This window comes from Mesorhizobium sp. M0601 (genome assembly GCF_040320845.1).
Taxonomy (GTDB): domain Bacteria; phylum Pseudomonadota; class Alphaproteobacteria; order Rhizobiales; family Rhizobiaceae; genus Mesorhizobium.
In genome coordinates, this window is record NZ_JAMYQK010000006.1 from 1 (window position 1) to 21,064 (window position 21,064).

Genomic DNA, 21,064 nt, shown 5'->3' on the forward strand with positions numbered 1-21,064 from the left:
AGGGTTTTTTGTCCCTCTTGATCGCTCTCTTCCAACTCCGGCCCAAGCCGGTCGCCGCTTAGGGGCCGGATTGTTCACGGTCGACACCGCAAGGACGCTCGAGGATGACATCGCCGGCCTTCGCAAGCTGCTGGCTGGTGACGGATTCGAGACTTCCCTGGTTGCCCGGATCGGTGATGTCCCAGTCGGTACGTGTTTGCTGGTCCGCCGTGAACTGGAGCTGGCGCATGAACTGACGCCATGGCTAGCCGGGCTGGCTGTCGCTCCGAAGCACCAGCACCAAGGGATCGGCACGGCACTGGTTAGGGCGACCGAAGCGCGCGCAGCATCGGCCGGCGTTGTCGAATTCTATCTTTAGGCGCGCGATTTCTATGCGGCGCTCGGCTGGATGACGGTCGAAACGTTCGAACAAGATTGCGCACCCATGTTGCTGATGTCGCGAAGGCCCAGCCTATAACCGTTGCTCGCCTCACCAGTGCGGCGGCTTGGTCACCGGCACGTCGGGCGCGGCCTGTTCCTCCAGCGCCAGGAAGCGCTCGGCCAGCGCGTCGAGCTTGCGCTGCATGCGCTCGATCACCTTCCACTGCTCGGCGATCTGGCCGGACAGTTCCTCGATGGTCTTCTCCTGCTCGGCGGCGCGGATTTCCAGCGTCGTCAGCCGGTCCTCGGGCATGGTCATTTGAAATCCTCGATCAGGCGATTGTGCAGGCTGCGGCCACGTTGGAAATTGACAAGCATGGCGGGATTTGTCGAGAGTGAACCTGCTCCGGCCAATTGCTACGGACCCAATTGGCACAGACTGGGCGTCATGCTAGGCGTTTGACCAAGCGGTAAAAAAATAACAGTGGGAACAGGCTGCATGGCGCAAGCCGCAATCGAGCTGATCGGCATCGACAAGAGCTTTGGCGCCGTGCGCGCCAACCGCGACATCAATCTGGAGATTATGCGCGGCACCATCCATGGTATCGTCGGCGAAAACGGCGCCGGCAAGTCGACGCTGATGTCGATCCTCTATGGTTTCTACCAAGCCGATTCCGGCGAGATCCGTGTCGGCGGCCAGCCGGCATCGATCAAGACACCGAATGATGCGATCGCGCTCGGCATCGGCATGGTGCATCAGCATTTCATGCTGGTCGACAATTTCTCGGTGCTGGAAAACGTCATTCTCGGCGCCGAAAGCGATGCGCTGCTGAAGAAGAGCATTGCCAAGGCGCGTTCCGAGCTGGAGCGGCTCGAGCGCGAATACGGGCTCGAAGTCGATCCCGACGCCATCATCGAGGAGTTGCCGGTCGGCCTGCAGCAACGCGTCGAAATCCTCAAGGCGCTCTATCGCGGCGCCGAGATCCTGATCCTCGATGAGCCGACAGGCGTGCTGACGCCGGCCGAGGCCGACCACCTGTTCCGCATCCTCAGGCAGCTGAAGGAGCAGGGCAAGACGATCGTGCTGATCACCCATAAGCTGCGCGAGATCATGGCGATCACCGACACGGTGTCGGTGATGCGCCAGGGCACGATGGTGGCGACACGCGAAACCAGGAAGACCACGGTCGAGGAGCTGGCCGAGCTGATGGTCGGCCGGCGCGTGCTGCTGCGCGTCGAAAAGGGCGAGGCGAAGGCCGGCGGCGTCAAGCTTGCGGTCAAGAACCTGACGGTCAAGGATTCCCGCGGCGTCACCATGGTCGACGACGTCTCCTTCGACGTCCATGCCGGCGAGATCGTCGGCATTGCCGGCGTCGCCGGCAACGGGCAGTCCGAATTGCTCGAGGCGATTTCCGGCATCAGGCATGCCGTTTCGGGCTCGGTCATGCTCGACGGCAAGCCGATCGACCTCACCGGCGCCGCCGACCCTGGCGAGCTGCGCGAGCGCGGCCTCGCCCATGTGCCGGAGGACCGCCATCATGTCGGGCTCGTGCTGGCCTTCGAGGAAAACGAGAATTCGATCCTCGGCTACCAGGACGACGCGCGCTATCTGAAGGGGCCGTTCCTTGACATCGACGCCATCCGTAACGATGCCCGGGACAAGATCGTCAAATATGACATCCGCCCGGCGGACTGCCGCCTCAAGACCGCCAATTTCTCCGGCGGCAACCAGCAGAAGATCGTGCTGGCGCGGGAAATGGAACAAGATCCCGGCGTGTTGATCGTCGGCCAGCCGACACGCGGCGTCGATGTCGGCGCCATCGAATTCATCCACAAGCGCCTCATCGCCATGCGCGACCAGGGCAAGGCGGTGCTGGTGGTTTCGGTCGAGCTCGACGAGATCCGCTCGCTGTCCGACCGCATCCTGGTGATGTTTGCCGGCCGCATCGTCGGCGAACGCGGCCCCGACGCGACCGAGGGCGAGCTCGGCCTGCTGATGGCCGGCGTCGAGCACCGGGAGGCCGCCGAGTGAGCACCCCCTATGCCAAGCTGCCGGCCTGGGCCGATTACGTGCTGATCCCGCTGATCAATCTGTTCGTCGCATTCGTCGTCGCCGGCTTCGTCGTCATATTGGTCGGCGAGAACCCGCTGCGTGCAGCCGTCATCCTGGTCGAGGGTGCCTTCGGCCGCGGCCAAGGCATCGCGTTCACGCTTTTCTATGCCACCACCTTCATCTTCAGTGGGCTTTCGGTGGCGGTTGCGGCGCATTGCGGCCTGTTCAACATCGGCGGCGAGGGCCAGGGCTATATCGCCGGTCTCGGCATCGGCATTGTTTGCCTGGCCTTCGACAGCGTGCTGCCCTGGTGGCTGACCTTCCCGATCGCCATTATCGCCGCCGCGGCGATGGGCGGGCTGTGGGCGCTGATCCCGGCCTATCTGCAGGCCAAGCGCGGCTCGCACATCGTCATCACCACCATCATGTTCAATTTCATCGCCGCCAGCGTCATGGTCTATGCGCTGGTGGGGATGCTGAAGCCGCCCGGCTCGATGGCGCCGCAGACGCGCACCTTCCTCGAAGGCGCGCAATTGCCGAAGCTCAACTGGGTCATCGAATTGTTCGGCGCCAAAATCCGTTCGGCGCCATTCAACGTCAGTTCCCTGCTGGCGCTAGCCATGGCCTTTCTGGTGTGGGTGCTGATCTGGCGCACGAAGCTCGGCTACGAGATGCGCACCTATGGCCACAGCCCGAAAGCGGCGCGTTATGCCGGCATTTCGGAGATCCGCATCATCATCATTGCGATGATGATCTCGGGCGCGCTGGCCGGCATGATGGCGCTCAACCCGACGATGGGCGACCAGCACAATGTCGCGCTCGAATTCGTTTCGGGCGCCGGTTTCGTCGGCATCGCGGTGGCACTGATGGGACGCCTGCACCCGGTCGGCATCGTGCTGGCGGCGATCCTGTTCGGCATGCTCTACCAGGGCGGCGCCGAGCTCGCCTTCGAGATGCCGGTGATCAGCCGCGACATGATCGTCATCATCCAGGGCCTCGTGATCCTGTTCGCCGGCGCGCTCGAGCATATGTTCCGGCCCTACGTCCAGGCGTTGTTCGCCTCGCTCAGCCCGAAATCGGTCGGCATGGAAGCGGTCAAGGGGAAGGGCGCCTGAGATGGATTTCTTCAACGCCATCGTACAGGTCCTGGACTCGACCATCCGCCTGTCTGTGCCCTTGCTGCTCGCCTGTCTCGCCGGCCTCTATTCGGAGCGGGCCGGCGTCTTCGACATCGGGCTCGAGGGCAAGATGCTTGTCGGCGCCTTCGCCGGTGCGGCCGCCGCCTCGGTCTTCCACTCGGCCTTAATCGGCCTCGGCATGGCCATCCTGATCTCGGTCGCCTTCGCGCTGATCCACGGCTTTGCCTCGATCACCCATCGCGGCAACCAGATCGTTTCCGGTGTCGCGATCAATTTCATTGCCGCCGGATCGACGATCATGCTCGGCCAGGCCTGGTTCCAGCAAGGCGGGCGCACGCCGGCGCTGGCCGCCGGCGAGCGGTTCGAGGCAATCACCTGGCCGGGCGCGGAGGCGCTCAGGAGCGTGCCGATCCTCGGGCCGATCTATTCGGAACTCATCTCCGGCCACTCCGTGCTGGTCTATCTCGCCTTCCTGGCCGTGCCGTTCACCTGGTGGGTGCTGTTCCGCACTCGCTTCGGCTTGCGCCTGCGCGCCGTCGGCGAGAACCCGGCCGCGGTCGACACCGCCGGCATATCAGTCGCCTGGCTGCGCTACCGGGCGCTGATCTGCACCGGCGTGCTCACCGGCATTGCCGGCGCCTATCTGTCGATGGTGCAGAATGGCGGCTTCGTGAAGGACATGACCGCCGGCAAGGGCTATATCGCGCTGGCCGCGCTGATCTTCGCCAAATGGAAACCGGTCAACGCCATGTTCGCCTGCCTGCTGTTCGGCTTCCTCGACGCCGCCTCGATCCGCCTGCAAGGCACGCCGCTGCCGCTGATCGGCAAGGTGCCGGTGCAATTCATGCAGGCGCTGCCCTATGTGCTGACCGTCATCCTGCTCGCCGGCTTCATCGGCAAGGCAATCCCGCCGCGCGCCGGCGGCGTGCCTTATGTCAAGGAACGCTGATCTATCATGGCTCATGATCTGTTCGAAGCGGCGAAAGCCGCCATGGCCAAGGCCTATGCGCCCTATTCGAAATTTCCGGTCGGCGCGGCGTTGCGCACCGAGGACGGCCGTGTCTTCACCGGCGCCAATGTCGAGATCGCGTCCTATCCGGAGGGCTGGTGCGCCGAAACCACCGCGCTCGGCCACTACGTCATGGGCGGCGGCGGCAAAATCACGGAAATCGCCGTGATCGCCGAACGCGTGGCAAAATGCTCGCCCTGCGGCGGCTGCCGGCAGCGGCTGGCGGAATTCTGCCGGCCGGAGACGAAGTTCTATCTCTGCGATGATAGCGGCGTGGTTGAGACCGTGACCATGGGCGAGTTGCTGCCATACGGGTTTGAAGGCGATGTGCTGAAATGAAGGAAGCGCTCGATCACCTCGTCGAAAGGCTGGACGGGCTGGCGCCGACCACCGCCTTGGTGCTGGGGTCAGGGCTTGGCGGGCTTGTCGACCAGGTCGAGGATGCGGTGCGCATCTCCTACGCCGACTTGCCGGGGTTTCCCCGAAGCGGCGTCAGCGGCCATGCCGGCGAGGTGGTGGCCGGGCTCTTTGCCGGCACGCCGGTGCTGATGCTGTCCGGCCGGGCGCATTATTACGAGCACGGCAACGCGGCGGCGATGCGGCCGGCACTCGAGGTGCTCGCCGGCCTCGGCATCTCCAGGCTGATCCTCACCAACGCCGCCGGTTCGGTCGATCCCGGGATGGGCCCGGGCTCGGTGATGCTGATCACCGATCACATCAATTTCTCGGGCTCCAACCCGCTGATCGGCGAACCGAGCGACCGCCGTTTCGTCGGCCTGACCGAAGCCTACGACGCCGGTCTCCGCTCCGCCATCGAGCAGGCGGCGAAGGCTACCGGTACCACGCTGCACAAGGGCGTCTATATGTGGTTCTCCGGCCCATGCTTCGAGACGCCCGCCGAGATCCGCATGGCGCGCGTCATGGGCGCCAACGCCGTCGGCATGTCGACGGTGCCGGAGGTCATTCTCGCCCGCTTCCTCGGGCTGCGCGTCGCCGCGTGTTCGGTCGTGACCAACCTTGCCGCCGGCATGACCGGAGCCGAGCTGTCGCACCAGGAGACCAAGGACATGGCACCGGTCGGCGGCGCGCGGCTGGCGACCATTCTGCAGCGTGTTTTTCAGGACGGGCTTCCGGAGCACAGGGTCGACGCCTGATGCTTCCCCAGGAAATCATCCGCCGCAAGCGCGACGGCCAGAAGCTCTCGGCTGAGGAGACAGCGTTCTTCATCGAGGGTCTGACCGCCGGCACAGTCACCGACGCGCAGGTCGGCGCCTTTGCCATGGCGGTGTTCTTCAACGGCATGAGCCGCGACGAGGCGGTGGCGCTGACTATGGCGATGCGCGATTCCGGCGATGTGCTCGACTGGTCGGATCTGCCCGGCCCGGTCACCGACAAGCATTCGACCGGCGGCGTCGGCGACAATGTCTCCTTGATGCTGGCGCCGATCGTCGCTGCCTGCGGCGCCTATGTGCCGATGATTTCCGGCAGGGGTCTGGGCCATACCGGCGGCACGCTTGACAAGATGGATGCCATCCCCGGCTATATCAGCCAGCCGGATGTTGCGCGCTTCCGCAAGACGGTGCTCGAAACCGGCTGCGCCATCATCGGCCAGACCGCCGATCTCGCACCCGCCGACGCCAGGCTCTACGCCATCCGCGATGTGACGGGAACGGTCGAATCGGTGCCGCTGATCACTGCTTCGATCCTGTCGAAGAAGCTGGCCGCCGGCCTCAATTCGCTGGTGCTTGACGTCAAGGTCGGCAACGGGGCCTTCATGGAGAAATCGCGCGACGCAACCGCACTGGCCAACAGCCTGGTCGACGTCGCCAATGGCGCCGGCCTTAAGGCCTCGGCGCTGGTCACCGGCATGAACGAGCCCCTGGCGTCCGCCGCCGGCAATGCGGTCGAGGTGCGCAACGCCGTCGATTTTCTCACCGGCCGCTTTCGCGACCGGCGGCTGGAGGACGTGACGCTGGCGCTGGCCGCCGAGATGCTGCAATCGGCAGGCCTGGTGTCGTCCAACCAGGACGGCCTGCGCCGCGCCGCCGAGACGCTGGCCGGCGGCCGCGCCGCTTCCATCTTCGCGCGCATGGTGGCGGCACTGGGCGGTCCCGTCGACTTTGTCGACAATCCGGAAAAATATCTGCCGAAAGCGGCAACGGAATTCGCGGTCAAGGCGAGCGCGAACGGCTTTGTCACCGGCATCGCGACCCGCGAGATCGGGCTTGCCGTGGTCGGGCTTGGCGGCGGGCGGACGCGGCCCGACGACAGGATCGATCACGCCGTTGGCATCACCAGGCTGTTGCCGGTCGGCGCTGAAGTGCGGGCCGGCGAAGCGCTGGCGCTGGTCCATGCCCGCAATACCGGGGATGCCGAAGCGGCCGCGGCCGCCGTGCTTTCGGCGTATACCATCGGCACTTCCAAACCGGCCACGGAGAAAACCGTCATCCGGCGGATCCTGCCCCGCGGGTAGAGCCATTCCGACGGTATCGGATGGGTTCTATCTTTCTTTGGACCACGATCTTGTCCGAAGACTGGTCCCCAACTTTTCGCAGGCGCGGACCTGCGGTTCGGGATCACGTTCTACTGAACCAGCAGCAGCTTGCCGCCTTCGACCTGGTATTTTTCGAGCCGCTGCAGAAAGCTCATGCCGATCAGGTTGGTGTGCAGCGCCCTGTCGTCGAGCACGACGGCCTCGACGCCCTCGACGGTGATCTTGCCGATCTGCAGGCGATCAATCGTCACCACGGCGGCCTTGATCGCACCATTGGCGGTGTTGACCTGATGGCTGAAGTCCGTCGAATTGAGCGAGATGCCGATCCTGCGCGCGGTCGAGGTGTTGATGGCGACGAGCGTCGCACCGGTGTCGATCATGCCGTCGACCTGGCGACCGTTCAACTTGAAGAGCGACATGAAATGCCCGCGCGCGTCCGCGGTGACGACGACCTTGCGGCCGAGCGGCTGCGGCGTTGCCGGCCTGTCCGGGACGGCGGCGAGATTCAGGTCGGTTTGTGTGTCGGCCGGCCTGGCTCCGATGGCTGATTTCAACAGCCGCTCGATTACCTGTGAATTGGACTGATACACGATCGGCAGCGATGCCGACGTTCCGGCAAACACGCCAAGGATGAGAAGCTTGCGCAGCATGGACCGGCCTTTGTGGTTGCCGATCCTTAGTCCGACATGGTGTCTGCCGCTTTAACGAATGCGGAAACCAGCCGTTTGCGTAAACAATCGGTAAACGGATCTATTTGGTGCCGTACATGCGGTCGCCGGCATCGCCGAGACCCGGCATGATGTAGCCCTTCTCATTGAGTTGGCGGTCGATCGAAGCGGTGAAGACCGGAACATCGGGATGCGCCTGGGTAAACCGCTCGAGGCCCTCTGGTGCCGCCAGCAGGCAGAGGAAGCGGATGTTTGTGGCACCGCGGCCTTTCAGCTTGTCGATCGCCGCGATCGCCGAATTGGCGGTCGCCAGCATCGGGTCGACGACGATCACCAGCCGGTCGGCGAGGTCGCCCGGCGCCTTGAAGAAATACTCGACCGCTTCCAGCGTCTCATGGTCGCGATAGAGGCCGATATGGGCGACACGCGCCGCCGGCACCAGATCGAGCAGGCCTTCGAGCAAGCCGTTGCCGGCGCGCAGCACCGAGGCGAAGACCAGTTTCTTGCCCTCCAGCGTCGGCGCCTCCATCGTTTCGATCGGCGTCTCGATGGTCGTCGTCGTCAGTTCCAGGTTGCGGGTGACCTCGTAGCCGAGCAGCAGCGAGATCTCGCGCAGCAGCCGCCGGAAGCCGGCCGTCGAGGTTTCCTTCTTGCGCATGATGGTCAGCTTGTGCTGGACAAGCGGATGGTCGACGACGGTGACGCCCTTCATGGTGTTCTCCAACTGCGCAAGTGAATGGTGAATGGTGAATAGTGAATAGTGAACTGGTTTGCGAGTCCTTGGTTGCGCGGAAAAACTCGCGGCTGACGAACCGAAGCGCCGGGTGAACCATTCACCATTCACCTGCCCTTGGCGCCGAGCCTGCCCAGCAGCGCCGCCCTGGTCTTCCTGTCGACGAAGGCTGCCTCGATGGCCGTCCTGGTGACCGCGGCGAGCGCCTTGTCGTCCATCGCAAAATGCTCGGCAGCGATGTCGTATTCGCGTTTCAGCGAGGTCCAGAAATAGGGCGGGTCATCGGAGTTGAGCGTCACCTTGCAGCCCGCTGCCCGCAAGGCGGGGAAGGGATGGTCGGCGAAGCTGTCGAAGATTTTCAGGGCGATGTTGGAGCCAGGGCAGCATTCGAGCACGACGCCTTCGTCGGCGATGCGCCGCACAAGCTCGGGGTTCTCGATGGCGCGCACGCCATGGCCGATGCGAGACGGGCGGATGTGGTCGAGTGCCGCCTCGACGCTCTCCCAGCCCATCAATTCGCCGGCATGGACGGTGATGCCGAGGCCGGCCTCGCGGGCGATCTCGAAGGCCCTGACATAATCTTCCAGGTCGCCTATCCGCTCGTCGCCGGCGACGCCGAAACCGGTGACCAGCGGATGCCCGCAGCGCGCGGCGAAACGCGCCGCCCGCTCGATCGATTCGACACCGAAATTGCGCACGCCGGTGACGATCATGCGGCCTTCGATGCCGGTCTTCGCCTTGGCGCGGGCCATGCCTTCGCCGAGCGCGTCGGTATAGGCCTTTGGCGACAGCCCGGCCTTGTTGGCATGGTCGGGCGAGGTGAAAACCTCGGAATAGATGGCGCCGTCGCGGGCGAGGCTGGTCAGGTAATGGTCGGCCAGCCGCGCATAGTCTTCTTCGGTGCGGAACAGGTCCGACGAGAAGTCGTAGGCCGCGAGGAAAGAGGTGAAGTCGCGCCAGACGAAGGAGCCGTCCTGGACGTAGCGCGAGGCATCCTTACCGTATTTCTCAGCCTGGCGGAGGACGAGTTCAGGCGCCGCTGCCCCTTCGATGTGGCAGTGCAGTTCTGCTTTCAAAGGCATTCAATTATCCCGTCAGGCTTTTTCTTATGACGCAAGTTCCTGTCGAAAAACCGTGTGACACTTTTCCGGAACCTGCTTCGAAGCGCGGCCGAACACCGCGCCTTAAACAATAGCGCCCGCACCATCGATCGGCTATGGTCCCGCCGATTTTATGGCGGATCAAAACGATGTCGGTTGAAAGAACCACTGCTGCGGGCGGCATGGAAACCTCCTATGGTTTCAAGCGGGTAGGGCCAGGCGACAAGCAGTCCCTGGTCAATGATGTTTTCCACAAGGTGGCGAACCGCTACGACCTGATGAACGACCTGATGTCGGCCGGCTTGCATCGGTTGTGGAAGGACGCCATGGTCGCCTGGCTCAATCCACCGAAGCGGCCGGGCTGGAGCGTTCTCGACGTTGCCGGCGGCACCGGCGATGTCGCCTTCCGCATCGTCGAGGCGAGCGGCAGGCACGCTCATGCAACGGTTCTCGATATCAACGGCTCGATGCTCGCCGTCGGCCGCGATCGGGCCGAGAAAAAAGGCCTGTCGGCAAATACCGATTTCGTCGAAGCCAATGCCGAGGAACTGCCTTTTGCCGACGCTACTTTCGACGCCTACACCATCGCTTTCGGCATCCGCAACGTGCCGCGCATCGATGTGGCGCTTGCCGAAGCCTATCGCGTTCTGAAGCCTGGCGGGCGCTTTCTCTGCCTTGAATTCTCCGAGGTCGAGATGCCGCTGCTCGACAAGGTCTATGAAGCATGGTCGTTCAACGCCATTCCGCGGATCGGCAAGGTGGTGACCGGCGATGACGAGCCCTATTCCTATCTGGTCGAATCGATCCGCAAGTTTCCCAATCAGCAGAATTTCGCGGCGATGATTTCGCGCGCAGGCTTCAAGCGCGCCTCATTCCGCAATTATTCCGGCGGCATCGCCGCGCTTCATTCGGGCTGGAAGCTTTGAGGCTGGCCCGCATTTTCCGACGTGCCTTGCGCCAGTTCAGGAAACCGGCAGGGCAAAGCCAGCCATGAGCAGCATCGGCGCTGGTTTCAGGCTCGTGCGGGCCGGCTGGGTGCTTGTGCGCGAGGGCGTCATCGCGGCTTTGCCCGGTGACGAGCTCTTCGGCTTGCCGAAATTCGGCTGGCGCATGGCCCGGCTGTTCACCCGCCGTCGGGCGCTTGCCTATGAGCGCGGCGACAGGCTGGCCAAGGCGGTCGTGCGGCTCGGCCCGTCCTACGTCAAGCTCGGCCAGTTCCTGGCGACACGGCCGGATGTCGTCGGCAACGATATCGCGCTTGATCTTGCCATGCTGCAGGACAAGATGCAGACGTTTCCCAAGGCCGAGGCTGTCGCCGCGATAGAGGCATCGCTCGGACGCAAGGTCGGTGAGCTCTATGCCAGTTTTGGCGAGGCCGTCGCCGCCGCCTCGATCGCCCAGGTCCATACCGCCGAAACGCTGCAGGACGGCGTCGTTAGGCGAGTGGCGGTGAAGGTCATCCGGCCGGGCGTGCGCCGCCGCTTCTTTCGCGATCTCGAAAGCTATTTCCTCGCCGCCCGGCTGCAGGAAAAGTACATCCCGTCGTCGCGCCGGCTGCGGCCGGTCGAGGTGACGGAGACGCTGGCCCAGACTACCAAGATCGAAATGGATTTGAGGCTGGAGGCAGCGGCTTTTTCGGAGCTCGGCGAGAATACCAAGGACGATCCCGGCTTCCGTGTGCCGTCGGTCGACTGGGAGCGCACCGGTCGTGACGTGCTGACCATGGAGTGGGTCGACGGTATCAAGATGAACGATATTGCCGGCCTGACCGCCGCCGGCCACGACCTGAAGGCGATTGCCGCCAACCTCGTTCAGTCGTTTCTGCGCCATACGCTGCGTGACGGTTTCTTCCACGCCGACATGCACCCGGGCAACCTGTTTATAGAAGCCGATGGCACCATCGTCGCCGTCGATCTCGGCATTGCCGGCCGGCTCGGCAAAAAGGAGCGCCGCTTCCTCGCCGAAATCCTCTACGGGTTCATCACGCGCGATTACCAGCGCGTCGCCGAGGTGCATTTCGAGGCCGGCTACGTGCCGCGCCAGCACAATGTCGCGGCCTTCGCCCAGGCGATCCGGGCGATCGGCGAACCGATCCACGGCCAGCCTGCCGAGACCATCTCGATGGCCAAGCTGCTGACGCTGCTGTTCGAAGTGACCGACCTCTTCGACATGGCGACGCGGTCCGAGCTGGTGCTGCTGCAGAAGACCATGGTCGTCGTCGAAGGCGTCGCCCGCACGCTCGACCCGGCCTTCAACATGTGGAAGACGTCGGAGCCGGTGGTGAGCGGCTGGATTGCCCGCAACCTCGGCCCGCGCGCCCTGCTGGCCGATGCGCGCGACGGTGCCAACGCGCTGCTGGCGCTGGCCCGCCAGGCACCGGACCTCGCCGCCCGCACCGAGCGGCTGTCGCGTGAGATCGACCTGATGGCCGAACACGGCCTGCGCTTCGACGAAAGGACCGCACGCGCGATCGGCAAGGCCGAGGCGCGCTACACCCGCTCCGGCCGGCTGGCGCTGTGGGTGATCGCATTGACGCTCGTGTATATCGCCTGGCGTATTTTCTAGCGCTTGTTGCAAAGTGATTGCATTGCTATCATTGCACTCAGCAAATCCGGGCAAGGTGCAATCAGATGGCCAGCATCACGATCCGCAACCTTGATGACGAGGTCAAGGACCTGCTGCGCCGACTGGCGGCGGAGAATGGCCGGTCGATGGAAGACCAGGCGCGGGTGATGATCCGCGCAGCGGTCGAAGGTCAGTTCGGTTCGGCCGGTCGCATCGACCAGATCGAGAAAACACTGCGCGAACTGACGAGTTCGCAGAGTCCAGCAGCGCCGGTGGTCGCCGTCTGCAGCCCGCGAGGCATCCTCTCCGGCAAGCGCATCCTGCTGATCATCGGCGGCGGCATCGCCGCCTACAAGGCACTCGACCTGATCCGCCGGCTGCGCGAGCGCGGTGCGGCAGTGCGGGTGGTGATGACCGCGGCGGCGCAGGAGTTCGTCACTACGCTGTCGGCCGGGGCGCTGTCGGCCGACCACGTCTTCACCGAATTGTTCGACCGGCAGGACGAGCACGACATCGGCCATATCAGGCTGTCGCGCGAGGCCGACCTTTTGGTCGTGGCGCCGGCCACCGCCGACCTGATGGCAAAGCTCGCCAATGGCCATGCCAACGACCTTGCCTCGACCGTGCTCATCGCCACCGACAAGCGAGTTTTGGTGGCGCCGGCGATGAACCCGAAAATGTGGGCGCATCCGGCGGTCCGCCGCAACCGTGCGACGCTGAGCAAGGACGGCGTCGCATTCGTCGGCCCGGCGAAGGGCGAGATGGCCGAGAGCAACGAGGTGGGCGAGGGCCGGATGGCCGAGCCGCTGGAGATCGTCGCCGCGATCGAGGCGCTGCTCGACAGCCGGCCAAAGCCGCTGGCGGGCAGGAAGATCATCGTCACCTCCGGGCCGACGCATGAACCGATCGACCCGGTCCGCTACATCGCCAACCGGTCGTCGGGCAAGCAGGGCCACGCCATCGCGGTGGCGCTGGCCAGGCTCGGTGCCGACGTGCGTCTCGTCTCCGGCCCGGTCGGCATTGCCGATCCGGCCGGCGTCGCCACGCTGCACGTCGAAACGGCCGTCGAGATGAAGGACGCCGTCGAGCAGCTGCTGCCGGCAGACGCGGCAGTGTTCGTCGCGGCTGTCGCCGACTGGCGCACTCAAAATTCGGCCGGGGAGAAGATCAAGAAGGTGGCGGGCGAGGGGCCACCGGCGCTGCAGATGGTGGAAAATCCCGATATTCTCGCCGGTGTCGGGCATCACAAAAAGCGGCCGATGCTGGTGGTCGGTTTCGCCGCCGAGACGCAGGACCTGGTCAGGAATGCCCAGGCCAAGCTTGCAAAAAAGGGCGCCGATCTTATCGTTGCCAATGATGTCTCCCATGAAGATGGTTCCCCGGGCGTGATGGGCGGCGACCGCAACAAGGTGCGGATCGTCTCGAAGGCCGGCGTCGAGGAATGGCCGGAGATGAGCAAGGACGAGGTGGCGACGCGGCTCGCGGCGCTGATCGCCGACCGGATGAAGACGGTCGTTGTCTAGTCAATCTCCCCCACGGAGATTGACAGCTTCGCCGGCTTCGTGTCGGTCGCCCCCGAAATCCGCAAGGCGGCAAGGCATCCCAGGATTCCGAGCGGGATAAACGCCAGGAACAGCCAGGCGGCGACACTTGCCGCGGCCTCACGGTTCAGGCCTTCGGAAAAGCCGCTGGCGTTGGCGACGATGCCGGTCAGTGCCGCACCAACGGCATAACCGATGCGCTGCATGGTCGGCACAGCGGCCGAGGCGATCGTCTGCTCGCCTTCCTTGGCCGATGCCACGATGACACGCGTGACGAACGGCCAGGCGATGCCGAAACCGCCGCCTTGCAGCAAGGCACAAAGCAGGATCAACGGGATAGAGCCGGCCGGCACCGTATAGGCGAAACCGGCGACGCCCGTGGCGATCATCAGCGCCCCGCCGACGATGATCAGCCGCTCGCGTTCCGGCGGCGCATTGGCGACGAGGATCGACAGGATCGACCAGGCGATCGATTCGGCGGCGATGATGTAGCCGGTGGTCAGGATCGGAATGCCGTGCAGGCTGGTCAGAAGCAGCGGACCGTAGACGGTAAAGGAGCAGGTCGCCACCGAGAACGCGGCGACCATGGTCATGCCCGCGCCAACCGGCGAGCGCCATGAGAACAGCCGCGACGGGAACAGGCGCGAGCGCGGCTTCAGTGCGTCGATATGGATAAACAGCGCCAGGCCGACCAGGCCGAGGGTGAGCAGCAGCGACGAGCGCAGCAGGGCGATGTCGACGCCGGCGGTGGCAATCAGCACGACGCTGACGGCGAGGCAGCCAAGTGCCGCAAAGGGAAAGGGCGGCGCCGAGCCGCCCGTCGCCTGCGGCCTTGTTGCTTCCGGTGTGTCGAGCACGATGAAGCTTGCCAGCGCCATCGCCGTGCCGCCGAGGGTGAAGACGCCGAAGGCCCAGCGCCAGGACAGCAATTCGGTCATGACCGCGCCGAGCACGGGGCCGCTGAAGGCGGCGACGCCCCAGATCGCCGACATGACGCCGAAAAGCTGCGGCCAGATCGCGCGGGCAAACAGCCGCTCGACCGAGACGAAGGCCAGCGACACCAGCGCGCCGCCACCGAGCCCCTCGATCAGGCGGCCGCAGAGGAACAGCGGCATCGAAGGCGCGGTGGCGCAGACCAGCGCGCCGGCGGCATAGAGCATTGCGGCGACCATCATGTTGGTACGCAGCGCGACATAGCTCACCAGCCGTCCGGCGGCCGCACCGGCAACGATGGCGCCGAGCTCGTAGATCGCCAGCGACCAGCCGACCAGTTGCACGCCGGCGAGTTCGCCGACCATGGCCGGCATGACCGTTGCCACCATGGTTTCGTTGGTGGCGTGCAGCAGGATGCCGAGGCTGATGAAGCAGAAGCGCGCCAGGTCGCCGCTCGCCCACAGCGCGCGCCAGTCGACCCTGTTTGTGCTTGTCTTGGTCATCCGGTCCCCCAGGCTTTGCTGGTCTGAAGTATTGGAGCGTTCTTCACGTCCAAATGAGTACATGCCGCAGTATGGGAGGACTTCTAGAACCTCAACCGTAGTTGAGATCAAGCGGTCTTGATCGCCGTTGACGTGGCGGATTTCAAAATTGTGCGATGGGGGACGATCACGAGGCGTTGAGATTCTGGTCAGACCGAAGACAAGCAATATTGGATCGCCGCAATCTTCGGTCACGGTAACGGCATGAACACAGTTGCCATGCCGTGATCTTCGAGCGCCGCAACTTTGAACATCAGGGCGGCCCGTCCTCTGCGGAGTGGGCCTGCCGGAATCTATGAGCCTTCGGCAGCCATTCGCAGGCCGACACCTACGCTCCCCGCCGCTCGGGAGCCATGCTGCGCCGTTATTTGAACGAGTGGATCAGGTCGAGCGAGGTGACGGCGACCGCCAGGTTGACGCCGGTCTGTGCCTGGACACTGAGCGGCTGCAGCGAAAAGGCGCTGTCGAGGCCGCCGACCAGGAGATTGGCGCCGCCACCGGTGACCACGCTGGCCTCGGCGTTCACGCCATAGTAGCTGCCGGCAAGGTCGCCTTCATCGTGGTTGCGGGTCGCCGCCAGAACCGCCCATACCAGCTGGCCCTGATGCGTCCGGCCGACATCGACGCCGAGCTTGGAAATCACCCCGGTATAGACTTCAGAGGGGCCGCCACGATGCGGACGAAAGACACAGGAGACACCCTTGTTGGAGGTGACGAGATAGGCCGTGCCGCCGTCGATGGTGCAGTCGAGCACGCCGAGCTGGAGCTTGCTGGGGCTGGCGGGAGCGGCAACGACGGTCGTGGCGAGAGCAGCGGCACAAGCGAGTTTCTTGATCATGGCAGGGTCCTTTCGAAATTGCCTTGTACAAACGGCTGAGCACGCCGAGCGTTCCGCCGAAAACTTGGCGCCAGCAAGGCGAAGCTAAACGCAGGGTTGTCGGAGTGCGGAAACGGAGGCCCGATTAACCGGCCGCTCAGCCGGCACTGGTACGGGCCAGGCCGTCCTTGGCCGGCTGGTAGGTCGGATTGAGGTGCACGGCCTCGCGGTAGGATTTCGCGGCCCTGACCTTGTCGCCGCGCCGCTCGTAGATCAACGCCTGGTTGGACCAGGCCTCAGCATTCTTGCCGTCGAGCTTGATGGCCATGTTGAAGTCGGCGAAGGCATTGTCCTCGTCGTTCATGGCAAGGTAGGAGAGGCCGCGCCCGTTGTAAGGCTCGGAGGCGTCCGGCGCCAACGAAATGGCGGTCGAGAAATCCTCGATGGCAAAGGCGTGCTGGCCCTGACTCTGGTAGATCAGGCCGCGATTGTGATAGGCGCGCGCATCGGTCGTGTCGAGCTGGATGGCTTTCTGGAAATCGTTGAAGGCTTCCTGGACCCGGCCCGCCCTGCGGTAGAGATTGCCGCGGCCGATATAGGCGGCGTCATAGTTGGAATTGATCTGGATCGAGCGATTGTAGTCGGCGAGCGCGCTCGCCTGATCGCCGAGGAAGCGCTGGATGAGCGCACGGTTCGAATAGGCCTGGTAAAAATTCGGATTGAGCTGGATGGCGGTGTTGAAGTCCTTCAGCGCCGCCTGGTACTGGCCGCCGCGGCCATAGGCCGAGCCGCGCACATTGTAGGCTTCCGGATCCTGGGGGTTGCGCTGGATCACCGCCGACAGCGAGGAGATGTTCTCGCTCGAGCCTTGCGCCTTGTCGATGTTGTTGAACTCGCCGGTCGGAACGCTCTGGCAGCTGGCAAGCGCCATCCCGGAAAGCAGGGCTGCCGTCAGGGCGAGGCCGCGCCACGCGGTTCTGCGCTCTACGGTGATTGCGTCCATGTCTGCCCTGTCCTTACTGCGCCGTCTGGTCCGTTCCCCCTCCGAACCGGCATCTCTCCCAACCGGTCCTCTCGGACCGGGTCGAACTCACAACAAAAAGGTGGCGGCGATTCCGCATCGCGCCACCTTGGATATCCTTGGAAAAGGACGAAAAATTGACGTCAGAACCGCGGCGGACGCGGAGCACCGGCACCGGCAGCACCGGCCGCGACCGGACGCGGCGTCATCGGCAGCAGGCCTTCGCGCTGGGCGCGCTTGCGGGCCAGCTTGCGGGCACGGCGCACGGCTTCCGCCTTTTCACGGGCGCGCTTCTCGGAGGGCTTTTCGTAATGTCCGCGCATCTTCATTTCGCGGAAGATGCCTTCGCGCTGCATCTTTTTCTTGAGCGCGCGAAGCGCCTGATCAACATTGTTGTCGCGGACGAGTACCTGCACGTGCAATCCTGTCTTTCGGGTTTGAAATCAACAGGCAAGCGGCCATAGCCGCAAGCCTCCGCGGCGCGTTACACCACGAATTGGGGCGGCTGATAGCAGAATCAAGGGGCTCTGTCCACAGCCGATTGAGAGGCGGTGCCGTCCGGGCGGGCACGACAGTCCCACATGGCGGCTTGATTTTTTCAATCTGTGAACTATAGTTCACGAGTGACCATCGTTGAGCAAACCGCCGAGTTCCGGGACTGGCTCAAGGGTCTAAACGATATGCGGGCGGCCGAGCGGATTGCGATCCGCGTGGCACGTATCCAGTCCGGACTGATGGGAGACGTGAAGTTCTTCGATGGCATCGGCGAGCTTCGGATAGACTACGGTCCCGGTTACCGACTGTACTTCGTCAAGCGCGGCAGCGCGCTCGTTATCCTGCTCTGCGGCGGCGACAAGTCCTCGCAGAAGCGCGATATCAGGAAGGCCATTGAAATGGCCAAGGAGATCTGAAATGCCCCACGAGACCTTGCCTTTTGATCCTGCCGAACATCTCGGCCGCGCGGAGGCCCAGGCCGAACTTCTTGCCGACGCCTTTGCCACGGGCGATACCGGCTATATCGCGAATGCTCTCGGCATAGTTGCCCGCGCGCGTGGCATGTCCAAGGTGGCGAAAGATGCCGGCGTCACCCGGGAGGCCCTGTACAAGGCACTGAGCCCCGATGGCGACCCGCGCCTGTCGACATTGCTTGGCGTGGTGAAGGCCTTAGGGGTGAAACTCACCGCCGAAAAGACCGAAGCCTGAGGCCGCCGAATCCCGAAACGAAAAAACCCGCCTCGGCGGCGGGTCGCTGGTGTGAATCACACCGTAGAGAAATTAATAGCATAGCTGCCGGCACAAAGCAAGAACAAAATTCGCCTTGGGCCAGATAGGCGCCGCTACGCCGTGGCCAGGTGGAGCTGCTCGAAACCCTCGAAGAACTCGCCGTAGTCGCAGGTTATTTCCTCGCCGGCGGCGATGTCGCGGGTCGCGGTGGCCCCGCCATATTGCGAAAAGTTGGTGTTCGGCTTGTCGGCGTGGTTCATGAAGCGGCCATTGTCGACCTCATAGACCATGAAGCCCGGCCGGTCCGGACTGGGATAGGCATATCTGTCGAGCAATTCCTTGAGGTGCGGCGGCGCCGTCTCGTATCTTTCCATCGGGATCAGCCGGTCGAAGTCCGGATCGAGCCGCCAGATCTGCGCCCCTTTCCGGATCGGCTCGGCGGCGAACACGCCGACGCCTTCGATTGCGCTTGCAGCGATATACGTCCTGATCAGCAGCATGTTTCCAACCCGTTTTCGAGGAGAAGACGGAATCGTCAAATCGCCGGGAAAAGCAAGACCGCTTTTTCCGGCATTGCGGCTGGCGGGCTGACATTGCGGCTGGCGGGCCGACGCCAACCGCGAAACGCTTCACGTGCGGGTGATCGAGACACCGCCGTCGGCGAACAGTGCCGTGCCGGTGGTGAAGCTCGATGCATCGGAAGCCAGGTAAAGCGCCGAGCGGGCGATCTCCTCTGGCTCGGCGACGCGCTTCAAGGCATGCAGGTTTTCGACGAACGCCCGCGATTCAGGTGTGTTGAATGTCGCCGAAGGCGTGTCGGTGCCGCCCGGCAGCAGCGCGTTGACCCGGACGCCCTTGGCGCCAAATTCGGCGGCCAGCACCTGCGTCAATCCGATCAGTCCGGCCTTGCTCGCGGCATAGCTGGTCATGCCGGGCATGCCGAGCGTGTGGCCGACGAAGGTCGAGGTGAAGATCAACGACCCGCCGCCGCGTTCGACCATCGCCGGCACCTGGTATTTCGCGCCGAGAAAGGCGCTGGTCAGATTGGTATCGAGCGTCTCGCGCCAGCCCTTCAGCGACAGCTCAGAAACCGGCCCCATCCTGCCGACCGAGCCGGCATTGTTGAAGGCGATGTCGAGCCCGCCGAATTTCTCGACCGCCAGGTCGACCAGGACTTTCGCGTAGGCTTCGTCGCGGACGTCGCCGGCAAGAGCGATAGCCGTGCCGTCGGCGTCTTCGATTTCGGCAACCAGCGCATCGAGTTCCGCCTGGCGGCGGGCGGCGACGACGAGCCTGGCGCCTTGCTCGGCAAAGAGCTTTGCCGTGGCGCGGCCGATGCCGGAACTGGCGCCGGTGACGATGGCGACCTTGTTGGTGAGTGCGAACATTTTCTGCATCCTTCTTTCGCGCCGGATTTTGCCGGCAATCGGGATGCTTGGTCGCAAATCGGGCCGGCGCGAGCCACCCGATACCTGCGCTGCCCTCGACAGCCCTTCTTGACGTCCGCTTGCCACCAGGCTACGGATCGTCATCCAAAACTCGCGGGTGGACGCGCCACCCATTCCAATGACCCCCCAAGACATAATGAGCAAGTTGTTGGCCCCCGGCTTCGAGGGCGACAGCGAGTTGACGTCCGCTCTTCAATCGGCATTTGGCAAAGGCTTCCCGTTAGAAAACCTCCGGCCGCTGCTGACGTCCGGCAACCTTCATACGCAGGCCGCCGCCGCGTACTTGGTGGCCGAAGCCAATTCCAAAATGAGTTACAAGATGAATTGCGTCGTCGCGGAGATCGCCGATCTGCTCGACAGTGAATCTTCGGGTATCCGGTTCGACGCGATCGAGGCGCTTCTGGGATGCACGACGCCGGCCGATGGAGCCGTTCTCGGTCGCCTCATGCTGCGGCTGGATGACGAACATGCCGGTGTGCGGTGGGGGGTCATCCAGTTCATCTGCCTTGCGGAGCGCTGGCAGCTAAGGCTTGCGGTGGAAAATGCCGCTACCCTGCGTCCGGACTCGGCTTTCAAGACACTGGTCAATGCTTATGGTCAATATAACATGCCGAGCACCAAGGACCTGCCACGGTTGCTCGCGCATCCGGATGCCGTGTTGAGGCGCTTTGCTGCGGCAGTGGCTATCAGGCCGCGCCAGGTGATCATCGAGCGCTTCGTGGCCATGGTGGAGCAGTCAGACGATGCGGAAATTCGTAAAATCGCCGCCGATTGCCGTGAGGGTTATTTGCGGCCGATCTATGCAATCGGGCCGTGCATCCTGAAGCGTGCTCCGGCTGACCCGTCAAAAGGCGAAGCTCAGAACAGCGATCAGTGAAAGCACGGCGCAAAACGGCAAGCGCCGTCGCAAACGGTGCAAGGCGACTATTGCCTGAGCAGCCAGCCGAGCCGATCGAGCGAAAATGCGTAGCTGACGGCGATCAGAAGGGCGACGGCAATGCCGGCTGTCGTGTAACCGGCCAGGTGGAATCCGGCAGCGCCGCCGAACAGGACGGCGAGTTCGAGCACCAGCCGCAAACCGCCCGGCACCGGAACCGGCGCCCGCCCCGAGCGGCTCGGATCGTTCGGCACCGCGAAGACTCCCCAGAGCGCGGCGGCAACGAACGGCAATGCCACGGCAAGGATCCAACTCCACATGCCCGCTGAGAGGCTCCAGCCCGCCATGCCGAGGCCGAGCAAAGCGGCGAGCTCCAGCAAGAAGCGCAATGTCAGGTTCCACCAGACGTTAGCCACCGCCATAATCCTCCGATCGTCAGGCGACGGATAGCGGTGGAAGGCAATTGCATCAACCTGCCCGGATGCGGCTTTTTCACCACGGCGCAAAACGGCAAGCGCCGTCGCAAACAGTGCAAGGCTG

24 protein-coding genes are annotated in these 21,064 nt (G+C 64.0%); 13 read left to right on the plus strand and 11 right to left on the minus strand.

Annotated features, from left to right (window positions below):
- The coding region (locus NKI41_RS08360; RefSeq protein ID WP_352682436.1) for a GNAT family N-acetyltransferase at positions 1 to 358 on the plus strand (358 nt) is incomplete at its 5' end.
- Between the two features lie 111 nt (positions 359 to 469).
- On the opposite strand, the gene NKI41_RS08365 is transcribed toward NKI41_RS08360, so the two are convergent.
- Positions 470 to 679: a SlyX family protein gene (locus NKI41_RS08365; RefSeq protein ID WP_031211352.1), complete on the minus strand. Its 210-nt coding sequence runs from the start codon at positions 677 to 679 to the stop codon at positions 470 to 472.
- 180 nt (positions 680 to 859) lie between these two features.
- Here NKI41_RS08365 and NKI41_RS08370 point away from each other — a divergent pair, with 180 nt between their 5' ends.
- From NKI41_RS08370 to deoA, 6 genes are read left to right on the plus strand one after another with little or no spacing between them, the layout of a single operon-like run.
- Positions 860 to 2,392: an ABC transporter ATP-binding protein gene (locus tag NKI41_RS08370; protein WP_352682437.1), complete on the plus strand. Its 1,533-nt coding sequence runs from the start codon at positions 860 to 862 to the stop codon at positions 2,390 to 2,392.
- The gene (locus NKI41_RS08375; protein WP_352539396.1) at positions 2,389 to 3,528 is read left to right on the plus strand and encodes an ABC transporter permease; all 1,140 of its coding nucleotides are present in this window, start codon (positions 2,389 to 2,391) and stop codon (positions 3,526 to 3,528) included. The genes NKI41_RS08370 and NKI41_RS08375 overlap by 4 nt, the downstream gene beginning before the upstream one ends.
- 1 nt (position 3,529) lies before the next feature.
- Positions 3,530 to 4,501, plus strand: coding sequence for an ABC transporter permease (locus NKI41_RS08380; RefSeq protein ID WP_352682440.1), 972 nt, complete (start codon positions 3,530 to 3,532; stop codon positions 4,499 to 4,501).
- A gap of 6 nt (positions 4,502 to 4,507) precedes the next feature.
- Entirely contained in the window at positions 4,508 to 4,900 is a 393-nt protein-coding gene (gene cdd / locus NKI41_RS08385) for a cytidine deaminase (RefSeq protein ID WP_023675315.1), read from the plus strand.
- Entirely contained in the window at positions 4,897 to 5,715 is an 819-nt protein-coding gene (locus NKI41_RS08390; protein WP_352448279.1) for a purine-nucleoside phosphorylase, read from the plus strand. The genes cdd and NKI41_RS08390 overlap by 4 nt, the downstream gene beginning before the upstream one ends.
- Positions 5,715 to 7,034, plus strand: coding sequence for a thymidine phosphorylase (deoA, locus tag NKI41_RS08395; protein WP_352469474.1), 1,320 nt, complete (start codon positions 5,715 to 5,717; stop codon positions 7,032 to 7,034). The genes NKI41_RS08390 and deoA overlap by 1 nt, the downstream gene beginning before the upstream one ends.
- 110 nt (positions 7,035 to 7,144) lie before the next feature.
- Here the strand turns inward: deoA and NKI41_RS08400 are convergent, their stop codons facing one another.
- The 3 genes from NKI41_RS08400 to NKI41_RS08410 all read right to left on the minus strand — a co-directional run bounded on the left by NKI41_RS08400 (position 7,145) and on the right by NKI41_RS08410 (position 9,538).
- Positions 7,145 to 7,705 (minus strand): TIGR02281 family clan AA aspartic protease, encoded by a 561-nt coding sequence (locus NKI41_RS08400; protein WP_352469475.1) that lies wholly within the window; start codon positions 7,703 to 7,705, stop codon positions 7,145 to 7,147.
- A gap of 100 nt (positions 7,706 to 7,805) precedes the next feature.
- On the minus strand, positions 7,806 to 8,435 hold the full coding sequence (gene upp, locus NKI41_RS08405) for a uracil phosphoribosyltransferase (RefSeq protein WP_023675320.1): 630 nt from the start codon (positions 8,433 to 8,435) through the stop codon (positions 7,806 to 7,808).
- A gap of 128 nt (positions 8,436 to 8,563) precedes the next feature.
- Positions 8,564 to 9,538 (minus strand): adenosine deaminase, encoded by a 975-nt coding sequence (locus tag NKI41_RS08410; protein WP_352682444.1) that lies wholly within the window; start codon positions 9,536 to 9,538, stop codon positions 8,564 to 8,566.
- Positions 9,539 to 9,705: 167 nt separating this feature from the next.
- Between NKI41_RS08410 and ubiE the strand changes: the two genes are divergently transcribed.
- The 3 genes from ubiE to coaBC all read left to right on the plus strand — a co-directional run bounded on the left by ubiE (position 9,706) and on the right by coaBC (position 13,644).
- Positions 9,706 to 10,482: a bifunctional demethylmenaquinone methyltransferase/2-methoxy-6-polyprenyl-1,4-benzoquinol methylase UbiE gene (gene ubiE, locus NKI41_RS08415; protein ID WP_352682447.1), complete on the plus strand. Its 777-nt coding sequence runs from the start codon at positions 9,706 to 9,708 to the stop codon at positions 10,480 to 10,482.
- 64 nt (positions 10,483 to 10,546) lie between these two features.
- A complete protein-coding gene (gene ubiB, locus NKI41_RS08420) occupies positions 10,547 to 12,121 on the plus strand; it encodes a 2-polyprenylphenol 6-hydroxylase (RefSeq protein ID WP_352682449.1) in 1,575 nt (524 codons plus the stop codon).
- A 65-nt stretch (positions 12,122 to 12,186) separates the two neighbouring features.
- Entirely contained in the window at positions 12,187 to 13,644 is a 1,458-nt protein-coding gene (coaBC, locus tag NKI41_RS08425) for a bifunctional phosphopantothenoylcysteine decarboxylase/phosphopantothenate--cysteine ligase CoaBC (RefSeq protein ID WP_352682451.1), read from the plus strand.
- Here the strand turns inward: coaBC and NKI41_RS08430 are convergent.
- The 4 genes from NKI41_RS08430 to rpsU all read right to left on the minus strand — a co-directional run bounded on the left by NKI41_RS08430 (position 13,641) and on the right by rpsU (position 17,391).
- Positions 13,641 to 15,098: an MFS transporter gene (locus NKI41_RS08430; protein ID WP_352682453.1), complete on the minus strand. Its 1,458-nt coding sequence runs from the start codon at positions 15,096 to 15,098 to the stop codon at positions 13,641 to 13,643. The genes coaBC and NKI41_RS08430 overlap by 4 nt on opposite strands.
- Before the next feature lie 403 nt (positions 15,099 to 15,501).
- Complete coding sequence (locus NKI41_RS08435) at positions 15,502 to 15,975, minus strand: DUF992 domain-containing protein (protein ID WP_352682455.1); 474 nt, start codon at positions 15,973 to 15,975, stop codon at positions 15,502 to 15,504.
- 136 nt (positions 15,976 to 16,111) lie between these two features.
- Positions 16,112 to 16,957 carry a tetratricopeptide repeat protein gene (locus NKI41_RS08440; protein ID WP_352469482.1) on the minus strand — a complete coding sequence of 282 codons (846 nt, stop codon included), beginning with the start codon at positions 16,955 to 16,957 and terminating at the stop codon, positions 16,112 to 16,114.
- A 161-nt stretch (positions 16,958 to 17,118) separates the two neighbouring features.
- Positions 17,119 to 17,391, minus strand: a complete 273-nt coding sequence (gene rpsU, locus NKI41_RS08445) for a 30S ribosomal protein S21 (protein WP_023675331.1) — start codon at positions 17,389 to 17,391, stop codon at positions 17,119 to 17,121.
- A gap of 207 nt (positions 17,392 to 17,598) precedes the next feature.
- Between rpsU and NKI41_RS08450 the strand changes: the two genes are divergently transcribed.
- Together NKI41_RS08450 and NKI41_RS08455 are read left to right on the plus strand one after the other, a co-directional pair.
- Positions 17,599 to 17,886 (plus strand): type II toxin-antitoxin system RelE/ParE family toxin, encoded by a 288-nt coding sequence (locus NKI41_RS08450; protein WP_352448269.1) that lies wholly within the window; start codon positions 17,599 to 17,601, stop codon positions 17,884 to 17,886.
- Position 17,887: 1 nt separating this feature from the next.
- Complete coding sequence (locus NKI41_RS08455; RefSeq protein ID WP_352448268.1) at positions 17,888 to 18,178, plus strand: addiction module antidote protein; 291 nt, start codon at positions 17,888 to 17,890, stop codon at positions 18,176 to 18,178.
- Between the two features lie 134 nt (positions 18,179 to 18,312).
- On the opposite strand, the gene NKI41_RS08460 is transcribed toward NKI41_RS08455, so the two are convergent.
- Both NKI41_RS08460 and NKI41_RS08465 read right to left on the minus strand, forming a co-directional pair.
- Positions 18,313 to 18,699, minus strand: coding sequence for an SET domain-containing protein (locus NKI41_RS08460; protein WP_352682458.1), 387 nt, complete (start codon positions 18,697 to 18,699; stop codon positions 18,313 to 18,315).
- A 129-nt stretch (positions 18,700 to 18,828) separates the two neighbouring features.
- Positions 18,829 to 19,587, minus strand: a complete 759-nt coding sequence (locus tag NKI41_RS08465; RefSeq protein WP_352682460.1) for an SDR family oxidoreductase — start codon at positions 19,585 to 19,587, stop codon at positions 18,829 to 18,831.
- A 196-nt stretch (positions 19,588 to 19,783) separates the two neighbouring features.
- Here NKI41_RS08465 and NKI41_RS08470 point away from each other — a divergent pair, with 196 nt between their 5' ends.
- The gene (locus NKI41_RS08470) at positions 19,784 to 20,524 is read left to right on the plus strand and encodes a hypothetical protein (protein WP_352682462.1); all 741 of its coding nucleotides are present in this window, start codon (positions 19,784 to 19,786) and stop codon (positions 20,522 to 20,524) included.
- Positions 20,525 to 20,571: 47 nt separating this feature from the next.
- Here the strand turns inward: NKI41_RS08470 and NKI41_RS08475 are convergent, their stop codons facing one another.
- A complete protein-coding gene (locus NKI41_RS08475; protein ID WP_352682464.1) occupies positions 20,572 to 20,940 on the minus strand; it encodes a YrdB family protein in 369 nt (122 codons plus the stop codon).
- Positions 20,941 to 21,064: the final 124 nt, after the last annotated feature.